Origin of the sequence: Thiomicrorhabdus sp. Milos-T2, assembly GCF_000702325.1 — a bacterium.
Classification (GTDB): Bacteria; Pseudomonadota; Gammaproteobacteria; order Thiomicrospirales; family Thiomicrospiraceae; genus Thiomicrorhabdus.
On record NZ_KL370891.1, the window covers coordinates 1,389,086 to 1,415,079 of the forward strand.

Genomic DNA, 25,994 nt, shown 5'->3' on the forward strand with positions numbered 1-25,994 from the left:
TCGAAATAAGGGTTTTTAAATGGAAAGCAATATCGAAACAACACAGCCAGTCTCTTCACCTGGTAAAAGAGCATTTAAAAAAGCACTTATTTTCAGTATTCCTGTATTTATACTTAACTACATCATCGTTTCTAATCTAATCCAAACGATTGGCTTACCCTTCTTTTTATCGCATTACCAAACGGCGTTTTACGTACTCTTTAACATCATTTTAGATGTCATTTTGTTTAATATCATTTTGATGCAATTTCACAAACTTGAAAAACATCGCTGATATTAAAAAAGGTCTCTTTCCAATCAAGCACTTACTACCTTAATAACTCAAGATCTTAAGGGGTCAAGCAACGGCTTTAAACCATTGTGGTCTAACTCATGCATTAAAGCTAACAATTGCCCTAAATTACCCGGTGGGAAGCCCTCTCGCGCAAACCAATTAAGGTAGTTTCCGGGTAAATCAGCAATAATTCTGCCCTCATATTTTCCATAAGGCATAGTCACAACAACTAGTTTTTTTAAGTTTTCTGGATTCATAAATTAACTTTTCTAACAATGGATAACCTCTACTAAAAAGGCATCCTCTTAAAGATGTCTACAAGAATAGTTTATTCTTCTAAAATAAACTTTTTTAATCATTCAACCGTACTTCTCGCCTCTTGCTCAATACCACAAATTTCAGATAAAAAAATAACGCTCGGTTATAAACAAAGACCTTGAGATACGAAGACTCAATCATTAAATCAAATTATAAATTGATAATGCTTATTATAATCGTTAATATAAAATGCTATATGCTAGTGATTTACATTTTCACTACATTAAAAACCTCTGATATCAACAATAAGGATTATATTGATGTCACCCAAGTCAAAAAATACTAGTGATAAAGATACCTTAGATAAGCTGCTCATCGGAGACGAAACTTGTCCAATACCCAAAGATGATTTCCTATCTACTGAACAATTAGAGCACTTATACGGGCTTCAACGCGAAGTTTTAGAAAGTATTGCTCTTGAACAAGACACTCAAAAAACATTAGATAAACTTTGTATTATGGCAGAAAACTTAGTACCAAATGCTATCGCCAGTATCATGCTTCTCAATTCCAATGATGTTTTAAATGTTAAAGCCGCGCCCAGCCTACCTCCTGAAGGTATACTGACCTTAAACGGATTAAAACCAGGTCCATTCACGGGGTCTTGTGGTAACGTCATTTACCAAAAAATGCCTGTTTTTGTTACTAATACCCAAAATGATAAGCGCTGGGACGACCTTCAAAATCTAGTTAAAGAATTTCATTTAGGCGCTTGCTGGTCTATGCCCGTTTGTATAAAACAAGGCGAAATTATAGGGACTTTTGCCTTATCTAGTTTTGAAGAAAGAGTGCCAACTTTATTTCATCGTAGAGTCTTAGATGTATGTGCGTATATTGTGGGAATCGTCTTAAAACGTGAAGCTCAAGAAACTAAACTCGACTATCTAGCTTATTACGATGTATTAACCGGCATTAAAAATAGAGCCTCTCTTGTAGAAACACTCGAAAAAAGAGTAAACCAAGAAAAGGCTTTTTATTTATTACAACTTGGTTTAGATAGATTCAAAATCATTAACGACAGTTACGGCCATAAAACTGGCGACAGTCTTCTTAAAAAAATATCAACTCGAATTGAACAATACTTTCTAAATGAGGATGCTTTTTTTCGAATTTCAGGCGATGAGTTTGTCTTGTTGTTTAACCCCAACATGAACCGAGAAGAACTTAACACGACGATTAATGAATTATCTAACATTATTACATCCCCCTACATTATTGACGAACGAGAATTTAATTTAACCGCTAGTATTGGAGTCACTCGTTTTGAACCGAGATTAAATAACGGTTCCGAACTTCTGAAAGAAACCGATATGGCAATGACGATTGCCAAATCTGAAGTGAATAATCCAGAAAAACACGTCTGTTTTCTATTTGATGAGGAGATTAGAGAGTCTATTAAGGAAAACATTTGGTTAGAAACAGAGCTCAAATTAGCGATCAGACAAGAAGCCTTTGAACTCTACTATCAACCCATTATGTCTTCTGACGGGCAAGATATTGTTTATATGGAAGCGCTAATTCGTTGGCGCCATCCTGAAAAAGGTTTTATTCCACCTGATTCATTTATCCCATTAGCAGAAGAAATTGGTGTCATTTCAAAAATAACAAATTGGGTAGTCTCTCAAGCCATCACCGATTTAAAACGCTGGCATGAGCAAGGCTTTAGGGATTTTAAGGTTGCAATTAACCTATCTGGTCTGGAGTTTACTACACAGCATATTAGTCAATTAATCGCCTTGATAGAAGCTGCAAAATTAACCGACTATATTGACTTTGAAATGACTGAACGTTATTTAATGGATAAAGATAAAAAAGCAATTAATCTTTTACAACAAATAAGGCAAAGTGGTATCGGTTTATCTTTAGATGATTTTGGCACAGGATTTTCTTCTTTAAGTTATTTAAAAACCTACCCCATTAATAAAATTAAAATAGATCAATCTCTCATTAGAGATATTACAGAAGACAAAAACGATTTAGCGATTACCACAGCGATTATTGCTTTATCAAATTGTTTAGATTTAACCATTGTTGCCGAAGGCGTAGAGACTAAAGCACACTGCGATTTATTGCAAAACTTAGGCGTTGATTTATTACAGGGTTATTATTTTTCTAGACCAATTCCTTTTGAAGAAATGACTGAAAAACTTAAAATTAATAAGATATAAACAACAAAATCTTAAACGCTTAAAACCACATTGTTAAACTAGCTTCTTCTATAATCTGTTTAAACTTCAGGAACATATCAAGTTCAAATCGATTAATGCAGAGTTGTTATTTACTGACACAAAGCAAATTGTATTTTGTTCTCAAATCGTTAGAATAAATTCACTTTTATTCCGCACACAAAGATATACATAATGAAACCTACTCCGCTGTATAAAATCATTGAAATTAATAACGCTAAAATCTATATGATGCCAAAACCAGATAATAGCCAACTTGAAAAAGATATTAACTTTTATCAATCTCAAGGGATAAATACCGTAATTAGCCTTTTACTGCCAGAAGAAATTACAAAGTTAGGTTTATTAGAAGAAGAACGTATCTGTAAAAAACATGGCATGGAATTCATCAACTTTCCAGTAAAGGACATGGATATTCCAGATCTTGAAGAACTCAAAAAATTCAATCAACAACTCAAGCAAAAAATTGAACACGGAAAATCCATCACCATTCATTGCCACGGTGGACGAGGTCGAGCTGGAACAGTAGCCATCACCTTAATGAAAGAGTTTGGATATTCCGCTGAAGAAGCCACCCGTTTAGCACAAGAAGGACGACAAGATAAAAACGTACCTGTATGCGACATTCAACGTGAATTGGTAAAAAACTATTAAAGACTTCTGCAAAATACCTCAAGAGAATGACTAAGCAAATGTAGGATTTACCAGGCCTGCTACTCCTTGTTTGCCCCCATCCTTTATCAAGCTACTCAATATAAGCTTATCTTAATGAATTCGCTAAAAATTCGGCCTAAATTTATAATAGGTATATAGAGATTAATTCCTAGGTTAGCCCTCTTAAAAGGAAGATGTCATGAAGCAGGTTAATTGGATAATAGCAACGTTTGCACTTGCATTAATGGTTGTGTCAGTTAATTGCAAAGCTGAGCAAACTGACAAATCATTGCCAAAAATGGCTCCAGAAGTTCAACAGATTCTAGCCTTGAATGAAGAACCAGATGGGATAGTATTCGATATAGAAACCTTAGATGTTAATGCCTTGCCAGAATATGCGCCTTTTGTGCGAGATCAAATTATGTTAATTCGTCAGAAATTCCCAAATGTCGATATCGCGGTAGTAACGCATGGAGCTGAAGAGTTTGCTTTGCAAAAACAGGCAAAAGGTCAACAAAAACTGCACAATCTATTTAATCAGTTGGTACAAGAAGAAGAGGTTAGTATTCACGTATGCGGTGCAGTCGCTGGGTTAAAGAAATTATCACAAGAAGATTTCCCCGATTTTGTTAGCTTTTCTGCCTCAGGAATGGCACAACTAAATGATTACATAGCCATCGGTTACACCGTAGTGCCAATTCGTCAGCTAAACAAACAAGAACGTAAAGACCTATTCGAACAACCCAAAGATTACTTGCGTTAATATAAAAGTGTACTCAATTAAACGAATAAGTTGATTTTTGAATCCATAAAGGGGTTATTTGGTGTTGCACTTGATTCTTGAGTGTAAAGCATCCTATATTTTAAAGACACTAGCTAAAAATGAATACCTGTCAGATAAACTCCAAACTTTTGAAAAACTACCATTTTAATGCTCTAAAGTGGGTGTGGCTTTTAAACTGATGCGCTTCCATTTTTTGCAAAACCTCACTTAAAATATTAACAGCATCTGTGATATAAGGTCCTTTATTTAGCATCACACATTCTGCCCGTTGTGACATAGCTGCATCGCTAATTTCAGGCCTCGATATCGTCCCTTGCTTGGCTAAGGATTCTAAAACTTGAGTTGCCCAAATCACGGGCACGTGAGCAGACTCACAAAGACGTAAAATCTCATCCTGAGTTTCCGCCATTCTCACACTGCCCAGCTCTACGGCTAAATCGCCACGTGCAATCATAACCCCAATATCTATATTCTCAGCTAATGACTTAATCAATATATCAGGTAAGTTTTGCACAGCATCTGCCGTTTCAATTTTTGCCAAAATAGGTAAATCTATTCGTCCTAATTCAATCAACTTATTTTGAAGATAGAGAACGTCTTCAGCACACTCAGCAAATGACAAACCTACCATATCGGCATGCTGACTAACAAACTCGAGGTCAGAACAATCTTTGTGGCTCAAAGAGGGTAAGTTCAATGCCGTTTGTGGAAAATTTATACCTTTTTGAGTTTTTAGTCGAGCACCTTTAGGCCCAACATGTGTCACTTGAAGTAACAGAGCTTGATCATTTTTCTGCTTAATAATGGTTCCAATTTTCCCATCATCAAACCAAACCGTTTCTTCACAATTAACTAAATCAATCACATCTGCATAAGTACAGGTAACTAACACATCACCAGCAATAGCAAACTGATTAAAAGGCTCACTAGAATCAGGCAGAGACTTACTGAGTATAATCCAATCTCCCATTAAAACACGTGGAGGTTTTTGTGTATCTTTGCTTTTATGTTTTTCCTGCTTGTGCTTTGAGGCTATGATGTCACCTGTACGAATCTTATGCCCCGCCAAATCCATTAAAATCCGACAATCACATCCTAACTGTGTAGATTTAGAACGAATATGTTCAATCATTGCTAACCAGGTTTCTGCATCATCATGAGCACAGTTAATACGCGCATTATTCATGCCCGCTTTAAGAAATGATTCAATAAGTTCAGGTTGACTAGCCGCTTCTGTCGGAATAGTCACCATAATATACTCCGAACGACCTTTTGGAGGGCTTCCAAACAAACGCTCAGCCCGCTTTTTCAGCTGACGATAACCACCTTCGTAATCTATACACACTTGGTTCTCTGACACTGGATAAGACTCACAAGAAACCACTCTTGATAAGATTTCTAAAACGGAATCAATATTTGTCATAACATGCGGTTCGATTCGTCCTAGAGAGGATAACCCAGCTTGCGCTAAGTTAGATTGTAAAGAATGTAATTTTTCTCGACGCATAATTACGTAATTCAATACATTTAGAATACTATATAAAGCGGCTTCAGAAGTATTCGTCAAATCGAGTTTAGCAATTTCCTTTTCAGTTTCAGTCAAAATCCGATGTTTGAGATTCGTTACTTCTTTTAGTAATTGAGGTAACTGTACACATTGTTCTGATACGGTGGTATGTGGCATGTAAAGGCTCTTTATAAATGGTGATTTACTATTATAAAAACAACGCCAATACAGAGAGTTTAAAATTTTGTGACACAAGCTATTTATTTGGTCAAATTCTGAGTATTTTATTTACAGTTATTGCCGAGTTTGAGGGGAAAGCCTACCCTTTTTAAACAACCAGGCCTGGTAATTTCAAAGTAAAAGGGTAGCGTCCAATTTTCTTAGTGTCCAGTTTTTTGGGGGAACCTCAGTCTGACCTCTTTTACTCTAAGCTGACCGCTTTTCTATAAGCATATAACAAATCAACTCACCGGAATTTTACGGCGCGTAGCAGAACAAAATATCCGTATGAAGTTGCTTGTTATGTAATTTTATCAATTGATGAATTGATATCGCTATCGACACTATCGACAATTTTTTTCGAGGATGAAGAATACTCTTCTTTGATACCTTGAACTAACTGCCCAGGATTTAAACCTGAGTGTAAGAGGACACCCACAAATCCTGAAGTAATATATACAAATCCAGCAAAATCCATTACTAGACTGCTTTCAATCGCCGAGTAGATACCTGAAGCTAAAGCAAAAGCCCAGCTAAATCCTGCAATTTCTTTAATACCAAGCCAAGACAAAACTACCGATATTCCCAGCAAAGAATAGATAATACTACTATGTTCTTTTCCACCAACAGCTAATTGAACAAAAGAAGAAAATACCAATAGAATAAGTATCAATGAAAAAATAGTGAAAAATGATTTATTCCATTTTAGGATTCCTCTGATATAAAGAGGCGTCACTAAAAGCATTGCAACAATTGTTGATATCAACCCTGGTCTGAAAGACCTTTCAGCATCTGGCCACCAATCGAAATGTTGAGTGTATTGTATAAAAGACATCGATGCTGATAATAATAGAAAAAGCAGCGATAGAATTCGTAAGGTTTCACTATCTAGTTCATTATCATCAGCAATAGCCTGTTTTAATTTTTTAAACATTTGTATCAATACTCTCCATTTATTCAAATTTATAATTAGTCATCCTAACGCCGCATTCACTTGCGGAGTATACTGGTGTAACTTGTGCGTATTTTTTTTGCAAAAACCGTGACGACATATGTATCCAAGTAAAATAACTCAATATAACATTAGTTCGTTTAAATCTACCACAAACTCTTTTACTAAAAAATAAGAGGGGCATATTTAAAAAAAGAGGACACTACCCTTTTCCAGTTAAACCAACCTAAAATTAAGCCCCAAAGCATTCACGACTTTATAAACCGTTTCAAAACGGGGGTGTTTACCTGCGCCAAACGATTTATATAAGCTTTGATAACCTAAGCCCGTCTTTTGGGATAGTTCTTTCATTCCCTTGGAACGGCTGACCACTCCTAATGCATCAATAAAGAATTCAGCATCATTTTCATCTAGAGCCGCTTGTAAATAGGCCTTTACATCTTCTGCTGTTTCCAAGTATTCAGATGCACTAAATTCACTTGTTTTCATTTATCCACCCTTTTACTTTCTCAATATCTTTTGTTTGAGATGCTTTAGTACCAGTCAAATAAAGCAAAACTAACTCATTACCTTGCTGTTGATAATAAACACGCCAACCTTTGCCAACATCAATTCGTAATTCATAAAGGTTAGCTTCAATATTTTTAAAGTCACCACGGTTACCTAACTCAAGTCTTCTTAGTCTAGTTAAGATTCTCGCTTTAGCCTGTTTATCTTTAATTTGGTTTAGGCTTTCATCAAACGGACATACATCACCCAACCAAAACTTCTGTATTTGCATTTGTCATTTTATCCAATTAGATAATAAAAAGTAAAGAAAATAAAAACTTTGCTTTCTTTAAAGGCTTTATTTTACGCAAAATTAAGCATTAAACATCATGTAAGTATAAAAAAACCTGCAAAAGCAGGTTTCTTAAAAGCGCTAAGTTGTGAGATAAAACTTGTCAGTTCAAGGCTTGAAAATGTTGAGCATGCTGTCGCATGTGATCATTTTCATAACGCAGAAATGGCACGTTTTAGCCGCAACCCTATTTACTTTTTACGCTTGGGTGGCATTAGATCTGTAATCGTCCCCTCCGCCATCTCAGCCGCAAAACATAGCGTCTCAGACAAAGTAGGATGTGGATGAATGGTTAATCCAATATCTTGCATATCTGCCCCCATCTCAATCGCTAGCATGGCTTCTGCTATCAGCTCACCCGCATTTGGCCCGACCATTCCACACCCTAGTAAACGGTGTGTTTTGGCACAGAACATGGCTTTGGTGAGCCCTTCATCACGACCAATACTTAAGCTACGACCCGACGCTGCCCAAGGGAATGCACCTTTTTCGTATTCAATGCCTTCAGCTTTGAGTTCGTCTTCGGTTTTACCCGCCCAAGCGACTTCTGGATCGGTATAGGCGACTGAAGGAATAGACATTGGGGTAAAGGCACTTGGCATTCCGCTAATCACTTCTGCGGCGACCTTACCTTCGTGTACCGCTTTGTGGGCTAACATAGGTTGACCCACCAGGTCACCGATGGCATAGATGTTATCTACATTGGTTTCTTGGCGTTCATTAACGTCAATAAAGCCCCAATCGTTGACGGCAACACCGGCTTTTTCAGCATCAATCAGTTTACCGTTAGCGGCACGCCCTACTGCGACTAACACGCGGTCGAACATGTCCGTTTCAGGGCAATTTTTACCTTCAAAGGTGACTAATAAACCTTCTTCTTTGGCTTCTACATTGGTGACTTTTGATTTTAAGAAAATGTTTTCATATTTTTTCTTAATGCTTTTAAGCAGTGGTTTAGAGATGTCTTTGTCTGCACCAGGGATAATGGTATCGCCTAGTTCTACCACCGTGATTTTTGACCCTAAAGAATCATAAACCTGTGCCATTTCTAAACCGATGATCCCCCCACCGATAACCAATAGACGTTCTGGGATTTCTTCTAGGGCTAATGCCCCAGTTGAGTCCATCACACGTGGGTCATCATGTGGGATAAAGGGTAATTTAATAACACGTGAACCAGCGGCGATAATCGCTTTTTCAAAAGCAATGGTCTTAATAGAACCATCTTCGGCTTCTACTGAAACGGTATTGGCCGAAGTGAATTTACCGTAACCCGTCACCACTTCTACTTTACGAGCTTTTGCCAGGCCTGATAAACCACCTGTTAACTGATTGATAACGCCGTCTTTGAATTCACGGATTTTATCAATATCAATTTGGGGTTCAGCAAAGGTAATACCGTGCGCACTCATCTCTTTGGTTTCATTTAATACCACTGACATGTGTAATAAGGCTTTAGAAGGAATACAACCTACGTTTAGACATACCCCTCCAATATTGCTGTAACGTTCAACCATCACCACTTTTTTACCCAGGTCAGCCGCACGGAAAGCGGCAGTGTAACCACCAGGCCCTGACCCTAGCACCAAGACTTCACATTGCATATCTGCTGGCGGTAAATCCGATGCAGAAACGGCTTGAGGCGCAGCGGTTTCAGCTGTGTTTTCATTAGCAACTGGCGTTTCTGACTCCCCTGGCTTTATGCTTTCTTCTACGTTGGCGGCAACTGTATCATTGTCGGCAATTTCCATTGTGCCGATAATAGAGCCCTCTTTTACCTTATCGCCGACTGCGGCAGAAAAAGAAACCACTTTTCCGGCAAAGGGCGCTGGGATTTCCATCGTCGCTTTATCAGATTCTAAGGTGACTAAAGAGTCATCTTGGGCAACTTCTTCGCCTGCAGAAACCAATACTTCAATAATATCAACCTCGGCAAAATCACCGATGTCTGGAACGACGATGTCTATAATTTTACTCATCTTGAGCTCCTATTAAAGAATTAGCTGACGTAAGTCAGTTAAGTATTTGCCAACAGTGGTGGTGAAACGCACCCCTTCTGCACCATCAATAGCACGGTGATCATAAGAAACACTGAAAGGCATGATTAGGCGTGGCATAAATTCTGAACCATTCCAAACTGGCTGCATTTTAGCTTTAGATAAACCCATAATCGCCACTTCTGGCGCATTTACAATGGGTGTAAATTGTGTACCCCCAATGCCGCCTAAGCTAGAGATGGTGAAAGTACCACCCGCCATATCGGCAGGCCCTAACTTACCATCACGTGCTTTAGCAGAGATTTCCATTAGGTCACGAGAAAGTTCATAAATGCCTTTTTGATCAACGTCTTTAACCACTGGAACCATTAAGCCATTAGGCGTATCGACCGCAATTCCAATGTTGTAATACTGTTTTTTGATAATAGATTGACCATCAACAGACAATGAAGCATTAAAGCTTGGGAAGTCTTGTAATGCTTTAACCACTGCTTTCATTACGAAAACAAGTGGTGTTAATTTAATGCCCTGCTTCTCAGCAGAGGCTTTTTGATCTTTACGGAATTGATCCATCTCAGTGATGTCAGATTCATCAAACTGTGTCACGTGCGGGACGTTTAACCAGCTTGCATGTAAGAATTTACCAGAGATTTTTTTAATGCGACCTAATTCTTCAGTCGTGGTTTCACCAAACTTGCTGAAATCGACTTCTGGAATAGGAGGAATACCTGACCCACTCATGGCTGCTTGACCTGGTGCGGCAGTCGCACCACTCATGACGGCTTTAATGGCGGCTTCAACATCAGTTTGTACAATTCTGCCTTTAGGACCAGATCCGTTAACATTTCCTAAATCGACCCCTAACTTACGAGCAAAGGCGCGTACCGATGGAGAAGCGTGAGATTTTGCGCTCATCGTTTGAGCGTTAACAGGTTTATTGGCTGCCGCAGCGACAACCGGAGAGTTTTCAACCGTTGCGTGTGTTGCCGGCGCTGGCTTGGATGTTTCAGCTTTAGGAGCTTGTGGCGCTTCTGCCGCTTGTACTGCAGGGGCTGGTTGTGATTTTTCTGCTACAGGTTTTTCTGCAGGTGCTGAAGCAGCGGCACTGTCTTCTACTTCAATATCAAAAACGTGATCGCCTTCTGAGACACTACCACCCATTTCAACTGCGATACTTTTAACCGTACCGGCAACAGGAGAGGGAATTTCCATGGTTGCTTTGTCAGATTCTAGCGTTAATAAAGAGTCGTCTACTGCAACGGTATCGCCTACAGAGACTAAGATTTCAATGATTTCAACGGCATCAAAATCACCAATATCAGGAATAGTTACTTGCTGTATTGCCATTTCAAAGTTTCCTTTGTATAGAGGGATTAACCTCTCGAATTCTGTGTAGTGGGTATTTTTAATATTCTTATTTAATATTCTTAATACCCAAATGAAAAAGTCGCTCGTTTTTACGAGCGACTTACAACATTAAGCGTGGACTGGATAGGTTTTTTCGCTATCAATACCATATTTTTCAATGGCTTGTTTAACGACCTCTGCCTTAATCGTCCCCGCATCGGCTAAAGCTTTTAGAGCTTCAACCACAACATATTCGCTGTTTACTTCAAAGAATTTACGTAGCTGTTCACGTGTATCTGAACGACCAAATCCGTCAGTCCCTAATACATAGTATTCACCGGGAACATATTGACGAATACGCTCTGGATAATCACGAATATAATCCGTAGCCACAATAAATGGCCCTTCAGAACCTTGTAGCTTCTCAGTGGCAAATGGAACTTTAGGTGTTGAAGTTGGGTGCATTGTGTTCCAACGAGTTGCTTCAATCCCTTCACGACGCAACAAGTTGAAACTTGGTACACCCCAAATATCAGCCGCTACATTCCACTCATTTTCAAGCATTTCAGCGGCTTGAATGACTTCACGGAAAATCGTACCGGAACCCATTAACTGAACACGATTTTTGTGTTTAGCCGTTGAATCTTTAAATTTGTATAGACCTTTTAAGATGTCTTCTTCAGACCCTTTAGGCATCGCTGGGTGAGTATAGTTTTCATTCATCGCAGTGATGTAGTAGAAAACGTCCTCTTTTTGATTAAACATACGTTTAATCCCGTCACGAATAATGACCGCCATTTCAAAGGCAAATGTTGGGTCATAACTCATACAGTTAGGAATATGATCATACTGAATGATATTGTGGCCATCTTGGTGCTGAAGACCTTCACCTTCTAGCGTGGTACGACCTGCTGTCCCACCTATTAAGAAACCACGAGCATGTGAATCACCCGCTGCCCAAGCCAAATCACCAATACGTTGGAAACCAAACATTGAGTAGTAAATATAGAAGGGAACCATGCTGACACCATAGTTTGCATAAGCGGTAGAAGCGGCAATCCAGTTAGCCATTGAACCTGCTTCGTTAATTCCCTCTTCAAATACCTGACCATTTGATGATTCTTTGTACCACATCAACTGATCGTTATCCATTGGCTCATATAACTGACCCGCTGGATCGTAGATTCCGACTTGACGGAATAGACCTTCCATACCAAACGTACGCGCTTCATCAGGAATGATTGGCACAACACGTGGCCCAATGGTTTTATCTCGCAACAGAATTGAAACTAAACGCACAAATGCCATTGTCGTCGACATTTCACGGTCACCCGTGCCGTCTGTTAGCATTTTAAAGGCCTCTAAATCTGGAACAGGTAAAGGTTCTGCTTCGTCATGACGAGCAGGTAAAGACCCTCCCAAAGCTTCACGACGTTCACGCATGTACTTCATAACGTCTGAGTCTTCATCAGGCACATAAAAAGGAACCTGTTTTGCTAAATCTTCATCAGAGAACGGAATGGCAAAACGATCACGGAAGTATTTATAACCTTCGTAGTCTAGTTTTTTCTGTTGGTGAGCCGTGTTGGCAGATTCACCATAAGGCCCCATTCCATATCCCTTAACAGTTTTCGCTAGGATGACACTTGGCTGACCTTTGGTTTCTTCTGCACGTTTATAGGCGTTATAGATTTTACGAGGAGAGTGTCCACCACGAGAAAGCTTAAAGATTTGATCATCTGTCATATCCGCCACTAATGCAGCTGTTTCTGGGTATTTACCAAAGAAATGTTCACGAACGAAAGCACCATCTTTGGCTTTATAGGCCTGGTATTCACCATCAACCACTTCACCCATACGCTCAATTAATTTACCTGAGGTATCTTTTTGCAGTAAACGATCCCAACCAGACCCCCAAATAACCTTAGTCACCGCCCAACCTGCACCACGGAATACACCTTCAAGTTCCTGAATAATGCTGTCATTACCACGAACAGGGCCATCTAAACGTTGTAAGTTACAGTTAATCACAAACACTAGGTTGTCTAGTTGTTCACGCTTAGCCAGTTGTAACGCGCCACGTGATTCTGGCTCATCCATTTCACCATCACCGAGGAATGCCCAAACCTTACGGCCGTCAACTTTCGCTAAACCACGAGAGGCCATATATTTCATAAAACGAGCTTGGTAAATGGCCATCAATGGCCCTAAGCCCATTGAAACTGTTGGGAACTGCCAGTAATCACTCATTAACCATGGGTGTGGATAGGAAGAAAGACCGTTACCGTCGACTTCTTGACGATAATTTCTTAACTGTTCTTCTGTTAAACGGCCTTCCATAAATGAACGAGAGTACATCCCTGGTGCGGTGTGCCCTTGGAAGAAAACCATATCCGCACCTTGTTCGTGCTTAGGGCCTTTAAAGAAGTGGTTCATTCCAACTTCATATAAAGTACAGCTAGAGGCGTAAGAGGCAATATGTCCCCCTACGCTGGTATTTTTATTTGCACCCGAAACCATTGCCATTGCGTTCCATCGCAATATGGCACGAATCTTTTGTTCTATAGAAGTATTACCAGGATAATGTGCCTGCTCTTCTTCTGCAATGGTGTTGCAGTAAGGGGTATTCGCAGAATAAGGAATGTCTATGCCGTGAACTCGGGCTTTTTCAATTAAAGTCGCGATGACATGCTGTGCTTTATCAGACCCTTCAAAAGAGACTATCGCTTCTAATGCATCTAGCCATTCTTGAGTTTCTTGTGGATCTTGATCGACGAAATTCTCGCTCATATTATGGTGTCCTCATGGGTTGGATCATTTATCTTTAGGTGCTGGGTAAGCCTAAAGGGTTCGGCATAAGATAGGTCTTATCTATACCGCCAACATTTGTTTACTTTGGGTTCCAGCTACTTAGTATTTCCAAAGCATTCTCTTTTTAACTATCGCGCATGAACGAGCGCAACTTAGACTCAAAAAGAGACAATAAAATCCTGTGAATAATAACATTTTTTAAGCAAAAAAACATTTCTACCAGGCCTGGTAAAAGCTTTCAATGCAAAAACTAAAGATAAGCCATTGAAAGCTAATCATTTATATCCATGACTAATTTTTACAACCACAGAAAAAAACAAACTTTTAACCGCTATCAACTGGCTTAAATTATTTATTTTAAACATAAAAAAACCCATTTTGTTATAAATGGGTTTTAATAAAGTTTAATGACTTTTAAATAGCGTCTAAATCAATTTCGAGCCAACCAAAAGGTTTGTATTGAGTCTTCCAACTCGGTTAAAGCTTGATGATAAACCGCTTGCTTAAAGTTCACCACCTCTTGAACAGGTCGCCAGTAGTCAACCCAATCCCAATCTTCAAATTCAGGGGTATCGTGTAGGTTAAGATTAATGTTAGACACATCACCCTCTAAGCCCAACATAAACCAAATTTGTTTTTGACCAATACATATTGGCTGACTGTAATGACGAATTAGATGTTTGGGCAAATCGTAAGTAATCCAATCTTGAGTACGACCTAATACACGCACGTCGGAAGGCTCTAACCCCACCTCTTCTTTTAACTCTCTAAACACCGCTTGTTGCGGAGTTTCATTATCGCGAATACCACCCTGAGGAAACTGCCAAGCATCTTGTTGAATGCGTTTACCCCAAAATAATTTACCCTCTTTATTTACGATAATGATACCGACATTAGGCCGATAACCATCTGAATCTATCATGTGAACCTTGTACAAATTTTTTTAATTAGCCTAATAGTGCCTAAAAATTGTGGTTTTTTCAATCAATAAAGGAAGCTTTATTAAAATTTAATTACAATCCCGCCTATTTATTCCCTCTTTTAATGCATCATTCTTGTTTGACAACCCCGTTTAGATTAGGATTACACGCAAACTAATATTGAGAATTTAAAACTATGGCATTAGCAATCTTTGATTTAGACAACACCCTTATTGGCGGCGACAGTGATTATCTTTGGGGAGAGTTTTTAGTTAAAAACAACTATGTGGATGCAGAATATTTTGCCGAACAAAACGCCCAATTTTATGAAGATTACAAAGCTGGCAACTTGGACATTATGGCCTACCAACGTTTTGCTTTAAAACCACTTAGCGAACAAAGTATGGAAACCCTCAATGAATGGCACGCTCAATATATGCAAACCTATATTGAGCCAATTATCCTGCCAAAAGCACAAGCTATAGTCGATAAACACAAAGCAGATGGTGATAGAGTCATTATTATCACCGCCACCAATACTTTTATTACCCGCCGGATTGGATTACGCTATGGAATTACAGAACTCTTAGGAACAAACGGTGAAATAGTTAACAACCGCTACACGGGTGAAGTCGCCGGCACGCCTACATTTCAAAAAGGCAAAGTCACCCGTTTAAATGAATGGTTAGCCAAAGAAAGCGAAAACTTAGACGATAGCTACTTTTATTCAGACTCATTTAACGACTTACCGCTATTAAAGATAGTAGATAACCCGATTGTGGTTGATGGTGACGATAAACTCATCGCCATCGCTAAAGAAAACAACTGGCCGTCCATTAGTTTTAGATAAAAACCCAGTAACCACCTAGGCAAGCCCAAAGCAAATTTAAACAACCAGGCCTGGTAGTTTGCACGCCCTAAAACTAAAAAAGCCGTTTATGTCATATTTGACATAAACGGCTCTTTACTCATTTTAAACAAGTCATTTTGAATTGCGCTGAGATTACAATTCCATCTCTTCTTTAATTTGATCAACCCACTCGTCAACACGGCTTGAAGTCAGTTCAGGTTGTTGGTCTTCATCAATACCTAGGCCAACAAAAAACTCTTCATCTTCTGTTACGGCTTTTGATTCATCAAATTCAAAACCATCTGTTGAGGTATAACCTGCAGGAGTAGCCCCATTTTCAACCGCAATATCATGCATTAATCCCATTGCATCCAAAAAGTATTCTGAATAATCAGCTTGGTCACCTAAACCAAAACAAGCAACCGTTTTACCTGTAAAATCGATACCTTTAAAGTCCTCCCAAAAATCATCCCAGCTACTTTGAAGTTCACCGTAATACCATGTTGGTTGACCTAAAATAATTTTATCGTATTTTGCAAAATCATCTGCACTTGCAGAAGCAATATCGTGAACTTCACAAACATCTGCTCCCACTTTGTCTTTGATCATATCTGCTACACGTTCTGTATTACCTGTATCCGTTCCGTAGAATAGGCCAACTTTGCTCATTTTATTACCCTTTTAAAAACTTAAAAAACTTTAGTAAAATACGTTTTGTTAATCATTACTTGTATTAATCAGTATATTTGAGTTCAAATCAATATCCTAAAGTAAAAAAAACGATAAAATTTAATTCAACTTAACTCAAATCACTTTTTACTTATACTAATGAGACCTTTGCACGAGAGTATGCACGAGTAAAAATGGTTAAAATTCACCTGCTTTTTGTTGTACCCCAAGGGTACTTCCGTTGGGCGACAACTTGCGAATAGCTAGGCTATTCCCTGCCTTTTCCGCCGCAATCAGGCAAATTTTAGCTCATTTTTCTTTCGCACCTATCTCGTGCAAAGGTCTCTTAATAACAATTACTTATAATCCTTGTGATTTGAATAATATCACAGTTTAATAATTTAAGAATTTACTTATTTTTATACCTAAACATGAAAAAAACTAATCCTATAGACTGCTTTTCCTGTAAACATTTTTATGTCACCTGGGATGCAAACAATCCGCGCGGCTGTAAAGCCTTTGGCTTTAAAACTCGTCGTTTACCGAGTGATGTTGTTTTAGAAACTTCAGGTGATGATTGTTTGAAATATAGCCCTAAAAAAACTAAGGTGAAAAAACCTAAAAAAGATGGTTGGATTGCTTAACGACTGCAAAAAAAACAGTAAAAAAACATCAACATAAACAACCAGGCCTGGTTATATATTTAGCGGATTAATCTTTTTGCAACAAGCGATTTAGAGAATCCCACATAAAATATTCACCAGGATCGGTTTTTCTGCCCGGTGCAATGTCGTTGTGCCCAACGACCTGTTTTTGTTTTAAGGTAGGATAAGCACTCCAAAGCCCTTTAATTAATTTTGATAAAGAGGCGTATTGTGCTGCAGTGTAAGGCGTAGTATCTGTGCCCTCTAACTCAATACCTATCGAAAAATCATTACAACGTTCCCGTCCTTCATATTCAGACAACCCGGCATGCCAAGCACGTTGATGAAATGGCACATACTGAATAATTTGCCCATCACGTCTAATTAAAGCATGAGCTGAAACTCTTAGACCCTGAATAGTTTCATAGTAAGGATGTTCTTTAGGGTTTAGTTGATTAGTAAATAGCTGCGTTATTCCCTCACCAGCAAACTGATTGGGCGGCAAACTAATGCCGTGCACAACTACCAGGCCTGGTAGTTCGTGATTTGGACGATCATCACAGTTTGGGCTGGCAATGTAATTGCCATTTTCAATCAACCCACTTTGGTTATTTACTTTTAAATCTTGACCATGGTTAACATTTAAGTTTTTTTTATGCATGTTTACGCTTTTAATTTTACATCACAACTAATAGAGACCTTTTCACGAAAGTATGCACGAATAAAAATGGTTCTAGGTGCCCCTTGAGGGTAAAAATTCACCCGATTTTTGTTGAAAAACTTGCGAATAGCTAGCTATTCCCTGCGTTTTCCGCCGCAATCAGGCAAATTTTACCTCATTTTTATTTCGCACCTATCTCGTGCAAAGGTCTCTAATAGGAGTTTTTTTCAAAGTGGTTACTTGGGTAAACAACTTGAGTTATCAACTTAATCATTAGATATCACTAAAATTGCTTATAGAAAAGCCTATTTGAGTCCTATTTAGGTCCTATTTGGTTATAATACCTTCCATTAATTAAATCGTGCAACATTGTGCGTAATTTACCCCTGATTCACTCTCATAGAAAGACAAATACGACACCATTATGACTGATATTAATTATTTTGAAAACATTGAAAGTAACGTGGCGAATGCCTTGGATGAAGATATTAAATCGGGTGATTTAACTGCGGGCTTAATTCCTGAAAACATTCTTGCTACGGCCAATATATTTTGTCGTGAACCTGCTATTATTTGTGGTCGACCTTGGTTTGATGAAGTGTTAAGGCAAGTCGATGAAACCGCTCAAGTAGAATGGCTATGTGAAGAGGGAGAAAACGTTGAAAAAGACCAACTCATTTGTAAAATTAATGGTTCGGCACGCAATATATTAACTGCCGAAAGAACCGCCTTAAACTTTCTACAAGCCTTATCGGGAACAGCAACAACCACTGCCGAATACGTTAAACATTTAGCAGGTAGCAAAACTAAACTACTTGATACACGTAAAACCCTACCAGGTTTACGCTTAGCTCAAAAATATGCTGTCGCTTGTGGTGGTGGTCAAAATCATCGTATTGGTCTTTATGATGCCATTCTATTAAAAGAAAATCACATTATGTCAGCCGGTGGTATTGCAGAAGCGATTGGCATAGCTAAATTTCAACATCCTGGTAAAACAGTGGAAGTTGAAACCGAAAACCTTGAAGAAGTTCAAGAAGCCCTAGTAGGGGGGGCCGATATCATTATGCTAGACAACTTTACCCTAGAGATGATGTATCAAGCCGTTGAAACCGTTAAGGGTCAAGCTAAACTTGAAGTTTCTGGGAATGTGGAAATTGGTGATTTAGAAACCCTAGCCAAAACCCAAGTAGACTTTATTTCTACAGGGGCAATTACCAAACACTTGCGTTCAATAGACTTATCTATGCGCTTTAAGATGAAAAAAGCATAAAAAACTTAGCCTAAAAATAAACCTGCTACTATTATACTGAGACCTTTGCACGAGATAGGTACGAAAGAAAAATGAGAAAAAATTTATCTGATTGCGGCGGAAAACGCAGGGAATAGCTTGCTATTCGCTAGTATTCCAACAAAAATCAGGTGAATTTTTACCATTTTTACTCGTGCATACTTTCGTGCAAAGGTCTCATACTAACCATAATCTAAAAAATAATTATTAATTTCAATGAGATATCGCCGTGAATGAACACATTTTACTACATATAGTTTTACTGCTAACAGTAGCAGTTATTACGGTATCCATCTCAAGACGCCTGCACTTCCCTCCTATTTTGGGCTATATCATTGTGGGTATTATTGTTGGTCCTAACGGTTTTGGTTGGATACAACAAGAGAAAAACATTGAGCTATTAGCGGAATTTGGTATTGTATTTTTGCTCTTTGCAATTGGTTTAGAGTTCTCTTTTTCACAAATGTACGCTATGCGAAAACAGGTATTTGGACTTGGAACAGCTCAAGTCTTAGCGACCGCATCAGTTATTTACATTATTAGCACCTTTGCAGGCCTGGATGCCAATACCGCTATTGTGGTTTCCGGTGCGTTTGCCCTATCTTCTACCGCGATAGTCATTAAACAATTGACTGAACAATCAGAAATTCAATCTAGGCATGGTCGAGCTTCATTAGGCATTCTTATCTTCCAAGATATTATGGCGATTCCTTTACTTATTTTAATCCCTACTCTCGCCATGAGTGGCGGTGAAGATGGTGCGCTTTCCTGGGCATTAGGCATGGCTTTCCTCAAAGGGGTTTTGGTTGTTGTCATCATGCATTTAATAGGTAAGTACCTACTTAGACCCCTCTTTCATGAAGTGGCTTCAGCCAAGTCACAAGAACTGTTTACCCTAACCGTATTAACCGTGGCACTGGGTGCAGCGACATTTACGGAAGAGATGGGCTTATCTATGACTTTAGGCGCCTTTTTAGCCGGAATGATGTTAAGCGAAACGGAATATCGTCATCAAATAGAGTCTGACATTCGTCCATTTCAAGACATATTATTAGGGCTATTTTTTGTTACCGTAGGTATGCTTATCTCAATTGATATTTTGGCGAAACATTTCTGGGTAATCATTGCGATTACGCTAAGTATTATTTTTATCAAGGGCGCTGTACTCTACACGGTTTCCAGGCTGTTTCAAAAAGAAGGTGGCGTGGCACTTCGCATTAGCCTTACCCTCTCTCAAGTAGGTGAGTTTGGTTTAGTCTTAATGACTTTAGCCTTTACCTACAAGTTACTCCCACAAGAGATTGGTAATATCTTATTAACTGCAGCGGTTTTAAGCATGTCTGTAGCACCTTTTCTGGTTAAATTTAACGGAAAAATTGCCAAAAAACTGCACAAAGGCTCTTATTCAGTCAGTCATCATGAAATCGAAAACACCATTGAGCAAGACAATAAAAATATAAATAAGCACGTTATACTTTGCGGATTTGGTCGTGTTGGGCAAACCGTAAGCCGATTTTTACATAAAAGTAACAAACGATTTATTGCATTGGATATGGACATTAAACGTGTGCATGAAGCTCGTGCAGCGGGTGAAAGCGTGTACTATGGCGATGCCGCTAAAGAGACCATATTAAACGCAGCATCCCTAAGTAAAGCAAAGTCAGTCATTATTACCTTTAATGATTTTCACGCCTCAATAAAGATTATTAAAACCGTTAGAGCATTGGATCCCAATATCCCTATTTTGGTTAGAACGATAGACGATCAACATGTCAACGAACTAACCGAGGCAGGTGCAAATGAGGTTGTTCCTGATACCTTTGAATCAAGTATTATGCTGGCATCACACTTGTTACTTATGATTGGAGAACCACCTAGCCAAGTATTGAAACAAACAAGAAATATTCGCAAAAATCGCTATAAAACACTCGAAAACTACTATCCAGGTGAAGACGATAATCCACTTGAACAGCATCAAGTGATGAAAGGAATTATTCACACCGTGTTGATTGAAGATACTATGTTCGCAGTAGGCAAAAGTATAAAACAACTCAATCTTTCAGAATTGAATGTACAAATAGATGCGATAAAACGTGGACATGTTCGTGGTGAAAACCCTTCAAGTGACACCGTTTTAAGACTTGACGATCATGTGGTTATCAGTGGTTTACCAGAAGATATTAAATGTGCTGAAAAATTTCTAAAAAAAGGTAAAAAAATCTAATATAAAAGCCAACTCATTTTAAGACTCGTTACTCAAACCTCTTTAAGAGATTGAATCAACAGCGCGATTCTTCAATCCAAATCATAGAGGCCATTCTCCCGGTTTTACCATGACGCCGGTAAGAGAAAAACTGTTCATTATCTTCATAAGAACACAAGTTACTTTTGTGTATTTGAGTCAGTCCCAACTTTTGCATTTCAAGACTTACCAGGCCTGGTAAGTCTGCTAAATATTTTACGGTTTGAAATTTTGTGCTCGATTGTGTTGATTGCTGATAAAAAAACTGTGTATTATCAGAAGATTGCAGTGCAAAAGCATCAAACACATCTTGCCCTACCTCAAACTGTCTTGCGGATATAGCTGGACCAATCCATGCCATTAATTCTGAGGGTTCAACAGGCATTTTTTGAATGGTTTGACTCACAATTTTATCTGCCAAACCCTTCCAGCCTGCATGAATGGCAGCAACACAGCTTCCCTGTTTATCTGTAAGTAAAATAGGTAAACAATCAGCAGTCATAACCACACAAACCACGTTTTGCGATTGTGTCCATGAAGCATCTGCAATCACAGGTTCTGCAAAACTGCTCTGATTAGTCAGCTCTAAGGCAATATCAGTATGCTGTTGATTGAGCCACACAGGCTCGCTAGGTAGATTAGCTTTTTGCTGAATTAAGGCACGGTTTTGCATAACATCACTTAAGACATCTTCAACATGCGTTGCCATATTAAGGGAATCAAAAGGCGCCTTACTGACACCACCTTGACGAGTGGTACATAAGGCTTTGATATTTTTAGGGATTGGCCAATCAGGAATAATAAACAAAACAGAAGCTCTTTTTACATACTAATCTGGAATATCTTCATCCGTTACCCACTCAACTTCAACGCCGTAATCGTAATCAAAGTCATCGTAACCGAGTTGTGCGTTTTCGTACTCTTCCATATCTTCACGCAAAACATCCACCAATTCAAAGAGGTCATCAGGCATGGCGGCTTTCCATTTCATGGTTTTACCGTTGACTGGATGCGTTAAACTTAAGGCTCCTGCATGAAGGGCTTGGCGATGAAAACCTCTTAAAAAACTCACAAACTCTTCATTCATTCGCTTCGGAATTCTGAAACGTGCACCATAAACCGGATCGCCAACTAAAGGGTATCCAAGAAATGCCATGTGCACACGAATTTGATGTGTACGACCAGTTTCTAATTTAACGCGAATACGCGTATGTTCTCTAAAATGCTCTAAGACACGGTAATGAGAAATGGCTTCTTTACCGCCCATCGCTCTTACAGCCATTTTTTTTCTATCTGCAGGACTGCGTCCAATAGGTTTGTCCACCGTGCCGCCGTGTGCCATTTTACCGACAACAACTGCATCATAAATACGTTCCACCGCATGACGCTGTAACTGCTCTACCAAATGAGTTTGTGCCGGGACGGTTTTAGCCACTACCATAAGACCAGAAGTATCCTTATCTAAACGATGCACAATCCCTGCTCGAGGTACTTCACGCAATGCTGGGTTATGGAATAACAAGGCATTCATTAAAGTACCGTCCGGATTACCTGCGCCAGGGTGAACTACCAGGCCTGGTGGCTTATTGATGACCATAATGGCATCATCTTCATAGACAATCTCTAACTCAATTTCTTGTGCGGGAATTTCTGTCGAGTTTTCAATTTCCACCAACAACTCAACCTGCTCTCCCCCTAAAACAGCTTGGCGTGGTTTTTTCCAAACCTCACCATCAACTTTAAGGTTACCGTCTTTAATCCATTGCTGAATGCGGTTTCGAGAATAATCTGAAAATAGTGAGCTGATAACGACATCCAAACGATCGCCTAAAGCATCGTGAGGAATAGTGGCGGTAAGAATTTGTTGACTCAAAAGATAACCTTTTTTAGCTAAGTGATTGTTAAGTGATCGTTTAAAGGGTTTTATTAATTTTATCTAATGCGCAAACTCGCATTTTTGATCGATTTTATATAAAAGCCAATCATTGAATAATCAATATTTATGATACAATCGTTTGAAATTTATTCACGCATTGTAAAACACATATTGTACCTAAGAGTACCCAATAAACATGAAAAAAACGCTACTATCCTTAATGTTAGTTTCTGGCCTGGCTTTACAAGGCTGTTCAACACTTAATGGCTTGATTGAAAAGCCGGATGATGAAAAAACCGTAGAAGAGTTCTATCTAGATGCCACCGATGCCTTTAAAGATCAACAATGGGATACGGCGATTCAAAACTATGAAAAGTTAAAAGCTTTTTTTCCTTACGGCAGATATGCTGAGCAAACTCATTTAGAGTTAGCTTATGCATACTATAAATATGACGAGCCTGAATCAGCCATTATTGAACTCGATGAATTTATTCGTCTGTTTCCAAAACATAAGCAACTTGCTTACGCTTATTACCTAAAAGGGTTGGCTGCCGATTCAATTATTCGTAGCTGGCTAGACAACTACGTTACTGACCCAGCCACACGTGATGTAAAATCGGCTAAACGTGCTTATGATTACTACAGTCAATTAATTAGTCAGTTTCCAGATAGTAAATATGCGGTCGCTGCAAGTAAACGTTTAGTTATCTTACGCAACCAAATGGCGAGACACGAACTTAAAGCAGGAAGTTTTTACTTTAAAAAAGAAGCATTTCTTGCCTCTGCCAACCGAGCTAAGTACATTCTAGAAAACTACCCGCAATCTTCTTCAACCCTTAAAGCTTTAACGATGCTTGAAGATTCATACCAAAAACTAGGTATGACTGAAGCGGCGCAAAATGCCAAAAACGTTTATCAGCTAAACAAAGATGCATTCAATGAAGCAACCGATGTCTCCTTTGAAGCTCAAACAAATTCACCATCAGAAAATGGTAAAAAAGGAAATTCGGCTAAAGAAGATAAGTCTTGGTGGTCTAGTATTACGGGTATCTTTGATGGGATTTTTGATTAGTTTTGATTAGTTTTGATTAGTTTATAATTAGTTAAGCTAAGAAAGACCTTTACAATAATTAAACAAAAACCCCATCTACCAGGCCTGGTAGATGGGGTTTTTTATTACCAAAATTTCAGCTAACTTGAATATTTTAGCAGTTCGCTAGTTTGTGTTATTTTTGTATTAGTTACTGTTAACTTTTAGTGCTTACTTTTAGTGTTAACTTTCAGAATAGTGACTGGTAATCGGATAACGTCTATCACGTCCAAAGGCACGTTGGGTAATTTTAATACCCGGGGCAGACTGACGTCGTTTATATTCACTTCGATCAATTAAACGAATCACCTTATTGACTTCTTCAGCGTTAAACCCTAACTCAATAATCTCTTGTGGAGTTTTATCTTGCTTAACGTAGTACTTAATAATCGCGTCTAAAACTTCATAATCTGGCAAACTGTCTTGATCTTCTTGATCAGGCCTTAACTCTGCCGAAGGTGGACGAGTAATCACTCTTTCTGGAATACAGGGTGAAAGTGTATTACGGTATTGTGCTAGACGATAAACTAAAGTCTTTGGAATATCTTTTAATGGAGAGAAGCCCCCTACCATATCACCGTATAAAGTTGAATAACCTACGGCGACTTCACTTTTATTACTTGTTGCTAATACCATCTTGCCACCTTTATTAGACATAGCCATTAGCAAAGTCCCACGAATACGGGCTTGTAAATTCTCTTCTGTTAAATCTGCTGGAGCACCCTCAAAACTCCTGGCTAAAGCCGCTTCAAAAGCGTTATACATAGATTCAATAGGAATTGATTGGTAATGCACGCCCATTGTCATTGCTTGCTGGGCAGCATCCTCTTTACTAATTTCAGCAGTATAATGAAACGGCATCATGACCGCTTCAACCTTATCTGCACCTAATGCATCCACCGCTACCGCCATGGTTAATGCGGAGTCAATCCCTCCAGACAGCCCTAAAATAACACCTGGAAACCCGTTTTTTTCAACATAATCTTTAACGCCCATTTTAAGCGCCTGGTAAACCCTAGCTTCCCCTTCATAGAGTTCAGCTTTGCTGCCCTCTAACATCACCACTGATTCGGCTTGTTTAACGAATGTTACCGAAGTTAAATCATTAGTAAATTCAGGGCTTTGCACGCAAACTTCACCATCTGCACACATAGCAAACGAACCGCCATCAAAGACTAAATCGTCTTGGCCTCCAACCTGATTAACATAAATAATTGGCAGTTTAATTTCATCAACACGTCTTTGCACAGTGGCAATACGGTCTTTATGTTTCTCTTCAGAAAACGGTGAGGCATTTAGATTTAATATCACGTCTGAACCCGCTTCTTTAGCCTCGGTACAAGGTGTAATTTTCCAAATATCTTCACAAACTAAAACACCAAACTTAATACCTTTAAACTCAACAACACAGGTTTGTTGGCCTGGAGTAAAGTAGCGTTGCTCATCAAAAACACTGTAATTGGGTAAATTCTGTTTAATATAACTGGCTTGAATCATTCCATCTTCAATCCAAGCGGCCATATTAAAACGTTCACCAAGTTCATCCTGCATGGGATAGCCAACAACACAAACAATGTCATGAACGGATTCACAAATTTGAGTTAAGGCTTTTTTGACTTGTCGATATAAACCATCTCGCAACAACAAATCTTCTGGTGGATAGCCTGTAATTGTCATTTCTGGAAAAACGATAATATCGGCTTGAAGTTCTTTTTTTGCTTGTTGCGCTGCGTTGATTATTAATTCCACATTTGCACTAATATCACCCACAATCGGATCAATTTGTCCCATAACTACAGTTACTTGTTGTGTCATTTATCGTCTCTCTTTAATCAACGCAAAATTTAAAAAATGAATCGGC

The 25,994-nt window shown here is 38.8% G+C and carries 23 protein-coding genes; 9 read left to right on the forward strand and 14 right to left on the reverse strand.

What is annotated here, in order from left to right:
- Positions 1–19: 19 nt before the first annotated feature.
- Positions 20–274, forward strand: coding sequence for a hypothetical protein (locus BS34_RS0106290; protein ID WP_029407685.1), 255 nt, complete (start codon positions 20–22; stop codon positions 272–274).
- Between the two features lie 47 nt (positions 275–321).
- Here BS34_RS0106290 and BS34_RS0106295 read toward each other — a convergent pair whose 3' ends face one another.
- The gene (locus BS34_RS0106295) at positions 322–531 is read right to left on the reverse strand and encodes a DUF3820 family protein (protein WP_029407686.1); all 210 of its coding nucleotides are present in this window, start codon (positions 529–531) and stop codon (positions 322–324) included.
- A 321-nt stretch (positions 532–852) separates the two neighbouring features.
- On the opposite strand from BS34_RS0106295, the gene BS34_RS0106300 reads away from it, so the two are divergent.
- The 3 genes from BS34_RS0106300 to BS34_RS0106310 all read left to right on the forward strand — a co-directional run bounded on the left by BS34_RS0106300 (position 853) and on the right by BS34_RS0106310 (position 4,195).
- Positions 853–2,760, forward strand: coding sequence for a bifunctional diguanylate cyclase/phosphodiesterase (locus BS34_RS0106300; protein ID WP_029407687.1), 1,908 nt, complete (start codon positions 853–855; stop codon positions 2,758–2,760).
- Between the two features lie 192 nt (positions 2,761–2,952).
- Positions 2,953–3,432, forward strand: a complete 480-nt coding sequence (locus BS34_RS0106305; protein WP_029407688.1) for a protein-tyrosine phosphatase family protein — start codon at positions 2,953–2,955, stop codon at positions 3,430–3,432.
- A gap of 199 nt (positions 3,433–3,631) precedes the next feature.
- Positions 3,632–4,195 (forward strand): DsrE family protein, encoded by a 564-nt coding sequence (locus BS34_RS0106310; RefSeq protein WP_029407689.1) that lies wholly within the window; start codon positions 3,632–3,634, stop codon positions 4,193–4,195.
- A 157-nt stretch (positions 4,196–4,352) separates the two neighbouring features.
- Here the strand turns inward: BS34_RS0106310 and BS34_RS0106315 are convergent, their stop codons facing one another.
- The 8 genes from BS34_RS0106315 to BS34_RS0106355 all read right to left on the reverse strand — a co-directional run bounded on the left by BS34_RS0106315 (position 4,353) and on the right by BS34_RS0106355 (position 14,812).
- Positions 4,353–5,900: a pyruvate kinase gene (locus BS34_RS0106315; RefSeq protein WP_051640720.1), complete on the reverse strand. Its 1,548-nt coding sequence runs from the start codon at positions 5,898–5,900 to the stop codon at positions 4,353–4,355.
- Between the two features lie 343 nt (positions 5,901–6,243).
- Complete coding sequence (locus BS34_RS0106325) at positions 6,244–6,876, reverse strand: hypothetical protein (protein WP_029407691.1); 633 nt, start codon at positions 6,874–6,876, stop codon at positions 6,244–6,246.
- Positions 6,877–7,110: 234 nt separating this feature from the next.
- The gene (locus tag BS34_RS0106330; protein WP_029407692.1) at positions 7,111–7,383 is read right to left on the reverse strand and encodes an addiction module antidote protein; all 273 of its coding nucleotides are present in this window, start codon (positions 7,381–7,383) and stop codon (positions 7,111–7,113) included.
- Entirely contained in the window at positions 7,370–7,675 is a 306-nt protein-coding gene (locus BS34_RS0106335) for a type II toxin-antitoxin system RelE/ParE family toxin (protein WP_029407693.1), read from the reverse strand. The genes BS34_RS0106330 and BS34_RS0106335 overlap by 14 nt, the downstream gene beginning before the upstream one ends.
- 251 nt (positions 7,676–7,926) lie before the next feature.
- Positions 7,927–9,714 carry a dihydrolipoyl dehydrogenase gene (gene lpdA / locus BS34_RS0106340; protein WP_029407694.1) on the reverse strand — a complete coding sequence of 596 codons (1,788 nt, stop codon included), beginning with the start codon at positions 9,712–9,714 and terminating at the stop codon, positions 7,927–7,929.
- A 12-nt stretch (positions 9,715–9,726) separates the two neighbouring features.
- Entirely contained in the window at positions 9,727–11,079 is a 1,353-nt protein-coding gene (gene aceF / locus BS34_RS0106345; RefSeq protein ID WP_029407695.1) for a dihydrolipoyllysine-residue acetyltransferase, read from the reverse strand.
- Positions 11,080–11,208: 129 nt separating this feature from the next.
- The gene (aceE, locus tag BS34_RS0106350) at positions 11,209–13,869 is read right to left on the reverse strand and encodes a pyruvate dehydrogenase (acetyl-transferring), homodimeric type (protein ID WP_029407696.1); all 2,661 of its coding nucleotides are present in this window, start codon (positions 13,867–13,869) and stop codon (positions 11,209–11,211) included.
- 451 nt (positions 13,870–14,320) lie between these two features.
- Positions 14,321–14,812, reverse strand: coding sequence for an RNA pyrophosphohydrolase (locus tag BS34_RS0106355; protein ID WP_029407697.1), 492 nt, complete (start codon positions 14,810–14,812; stop codon positions 14,321–14,323).
- A gap of 194 nt (positions 14,813–15,006) precedes the next feature.
- Between BS34_RS0106355 and BS34_RS0106360 the strand changes: the two genes are divergently transcribed.
- Complete coding sequence (locus BS34_RS0106360) at positions 15,007–15,660, forward strand: histidinol-phosphatase (protein WP_029407698.1); 654 nt, start codon at positions 15,007–15,009, stop codon at positions 15,658–15,660.
- A gap of 153 nt (positions 15,661–15,813) precedes the next feature.
- Here the strand turns inward: BS34_RS0106360 and BS34_RS0106365 are convergent, their stop codons facing one another.
- Positions 15,814–16,329, reverse strand: coding sequence for a flavodoxin (locus BS34_RS0106365; RefSeq protein ID WP_029407699.1), 516 nt, complete (start codon positions 16,327–16,329; stop codon positions 15,814–15,816).
- 431 nt (positions 16,330–16,760) lie between these two features.
- Here BS34_RS0106365 and BS34_RS0106370 point away from each other — a divergent pair, with 431 nt between their 5' ends.
- Positions 16,761–16,973, forward strand: a complete 213-nt coding sequence (locus BS34_RS0106370; RefSeq protein WP_029407700.1) for a hypothetical protein — start codon at positions 16,761–16,763, stop codon at positions 16,971–16,973.
- 67 nt (positions 16,974–17,040) lie between these two features.
- Here BS34_RS0106370 and ampD read toward each other — a convergent pair whose 3' ends face one another.
- Positions 17,041–17,634: a 1,6-anhydro-N-acetylmuramyl-L-alanine amidase AmpD gene (ampD, locus tag BS34_RS0106375; protein ID WP_084151578.1), complete on the reverse strand. Its 594-nt coding sequence runs from the start codon at positions 17,632–17,634 to the stop codon at positions 17,041–17,043.
- A 424-nt stretch (positions 17,635–18,058) separates the two neighbouring features.
- Here ampD and nadC point away from each other — a divergent pair, with 424 nt between their 5' ends.
- Positions 18,059–18,907 (forward strand): carboxylating nicotinate-nucleotide diphosphorylase, encoded by an 849-nt coding sequence (gene nadC, locus BS34_RS0106380; RefSeq protein ID WP_029407702.1) that lies wholly within the window; start codon positions 18,059–18,061, stop codon positions 18,905–18,907.
- Positions 18,908–19,154: 247 nt separating this feature from the next.
- Complete coding sequence (locus BS34_RS0106385; protein ID WP_029407703.1) at positions 19,155–21,149, forward strand: monovalent cation:proton antiporter family protein; 1,995 nt, start codon at positions 19,155–19,157, stop codon at positions 21,147–21,149.
- A gap of 55 nt (positions 21,150–21,204) precedes the next feature.
- Here the strand turns inward: BS34_RS0106385 and pgeF are convergent, their stop codons facing one another.
- Together pgeF and rluD are read right to left on the reverse strand one after the other, a co-directional pair.
- Positions 21,205–21,975, reverse strand: coding sequence for a peptidoglycan editing factor PgeF (pgeF, locus tag BS34_RS0106390; protein ID WP_029407704.1), 771 nt, complete (start codon positions 21,973–21,975; stop codon positions 21,205–21,207).
- Between the two features lie 21 nt (positions 21,976–21,996).
- On the reverse strand, positions 21,997–23,040 hold the full coding sequence (rluD, locus tag BS34_RS0106395; protein ID WP_029407705.1) for a 23S rRNA pseudouridine(1911/1915/1917) synthase RluD: 1,044 nt from the start codon (positions 23,038–23,040) through the stop codon (positions 21,997–21,999).
- A gap of 199 nt (positions 23,041–23,239) precedes the next feature.
- Here rluD and BS34_RS0106400 point away from each other — a divergent pair, with 199 nt between their 5' ends.
- A complete protein-coding gene (locus BS34_RS0106400) occupies positions 23,240–24,115 on the forward strand; it encodes an outer membrane protein assembly factor BamD (protein ID WP_038126297.1) in 876 nt (291 codons plus the stop codon).
- A 201-nt stretch (positions 24,116–24,316) separates the two neighbouring features.
- On the opposite strand, the gene BS34_RS0106405 is transcribed toward BS34_RS0106400, so the two are convergent.
- Positions 24,317–25,948, reverse strand: coding sequence for an NAD+ synthase (locus BS34_RS0106405; protein ID WP_029407707.1), 1,632 nt, complete (start codon positions 25,946–25,948; stop codon positions 24,317–24,319).
- Between the last annotated feature and the right edge of the window lie 46 nt (positions 25,949–25,994).

Coding starts and splice junctions, on each gene's coding strand:
- BS34_RS0106290 (WP_029407685.1), top strand. CDS start 20: ATGGAAAGCAATATCGAAACAACACAGCCAGTCTCTTCACCTGGTAAA.
- BS34_RS0106295 (WP_029407686.1), bottom strand. CDS start 531: ATGAATCCAGAAAACTTAAAAAAACTAGTTGTTGTGACTATGCCTTAT.
- BS34_RS0106300 (WP_029407687.1), top strand. CDS start 853: ATGTCACCCAAGTCAAAAAATACTAGTGATAAAGATACCTTAGATAAG.
- BS34_RS0106305 (WP_029407688.1), top strand. CDS start 2,953: ATGAAACCTACTCCGCTGTATAAAATCATTGAAATTAATAACGCTAAA.
- BS34_RS0106310 (WP_029407689.1), top strand. CDS start 3,632: ATGAAGCAGGTTAATTGGATAATAGCAACGTTTGCACTTGCATTAATG.
- BS34_RS0106315 (WP_051640720.1), bottom strand. CDS start 5,900: ATGCCACATACCACCGTATCAGAACAATGTGTACAGTTACCTCAATTA.
- BS34_RS0106325 (WP_029407691.1), bottom strand. CDS start 6,876: ATGTTTAAAAAATTAAAACAGGCTATTGCTGATGATAATGAACTAGAT.
- BS34_RS0106330 (WP_029407692.1), bottom strand. CDS start 7,383: ATGAAAACAAGTGAATTTAGTGCATCTGAATACTTGGAAACAGCAGAA.
- BS34_RS0106335 (WP_029407693.1), bottom strand. CDS start 7,675: ATGCAAATACAGAAGTTTTGGTTGGGTGATGTATGTCCGTTTGATGAA.
- lpdA (WP_029407694.1), bottom strand. CDS start 9,714: ATGAGTAAAATTATAGACATCGTCGTTCCAGACATCGGTGATTTTGCC.
- aceF (WP_029407695.1), bottom strand. CDS start 11,079: ATGGCAATACAGCAAGTAACTATTCCTGATATTGGTGATTTTGATGCC.
- aceE (WP_029407696.1), bottom strand. CDS start 13,869: ATGAGCGAGAATTTCGTCGATCAAGATCCACAAGAAACTCAAGAATGG.
- BS34_RS0106355 (WP_029407697.1), bottom strand. CDS start 14,812: ATGATAGATTCAGATGGTTATCGGCCTAATGTCGGTATCATTATCGTA.
- BS34_RS0106360 (WP_029407698.1), top strand. CDS start 15,007: ATGGCATTAGCAATCTTTGATTTAGACAACACCCTTATTGGCGGCGAC.
- BS34_RS0106365 (WP_029407699.1), bottom strand. CDS start 16,329: ATGAGCAAAGTTGGCCTATTCTACGGAACGGATACAGGTAATACAGAA.
- BS34_RS0106370 (WP_029407700.1), top strand. CDS start 16,761: ATGAAAAAAACTAATCCTATAGACTGCTTTTCCTGTAAACATTTTTAT.
- ampD (WP_084151578.1), bottom strand. CDS start 17,634: ATGCATAAAAAAAACTTAAATGTTAACCATGGTCAAGATTTAAAAGTA.
- nadC (WP_029407702.1), top strand. CDS start 18,059: ATGACTGATATTAATTATTTTGAAAACATTGAAAGTAACGTGGCGAAT.
- BS34_RS0106400 (WP_038126297.1), top strand. CDS start 23,240: ATGAAAAAAACGCTACTATCCTTAATGTTAGTTTCTGGCCTGGCTTTA.
- BS34_RS0106405 (WP_029407707.1), bottom strand. CDS start 25,948: ATGACACAACAAGTAACTGTAGTTATGGGACAAATTGATCCGATTGTG.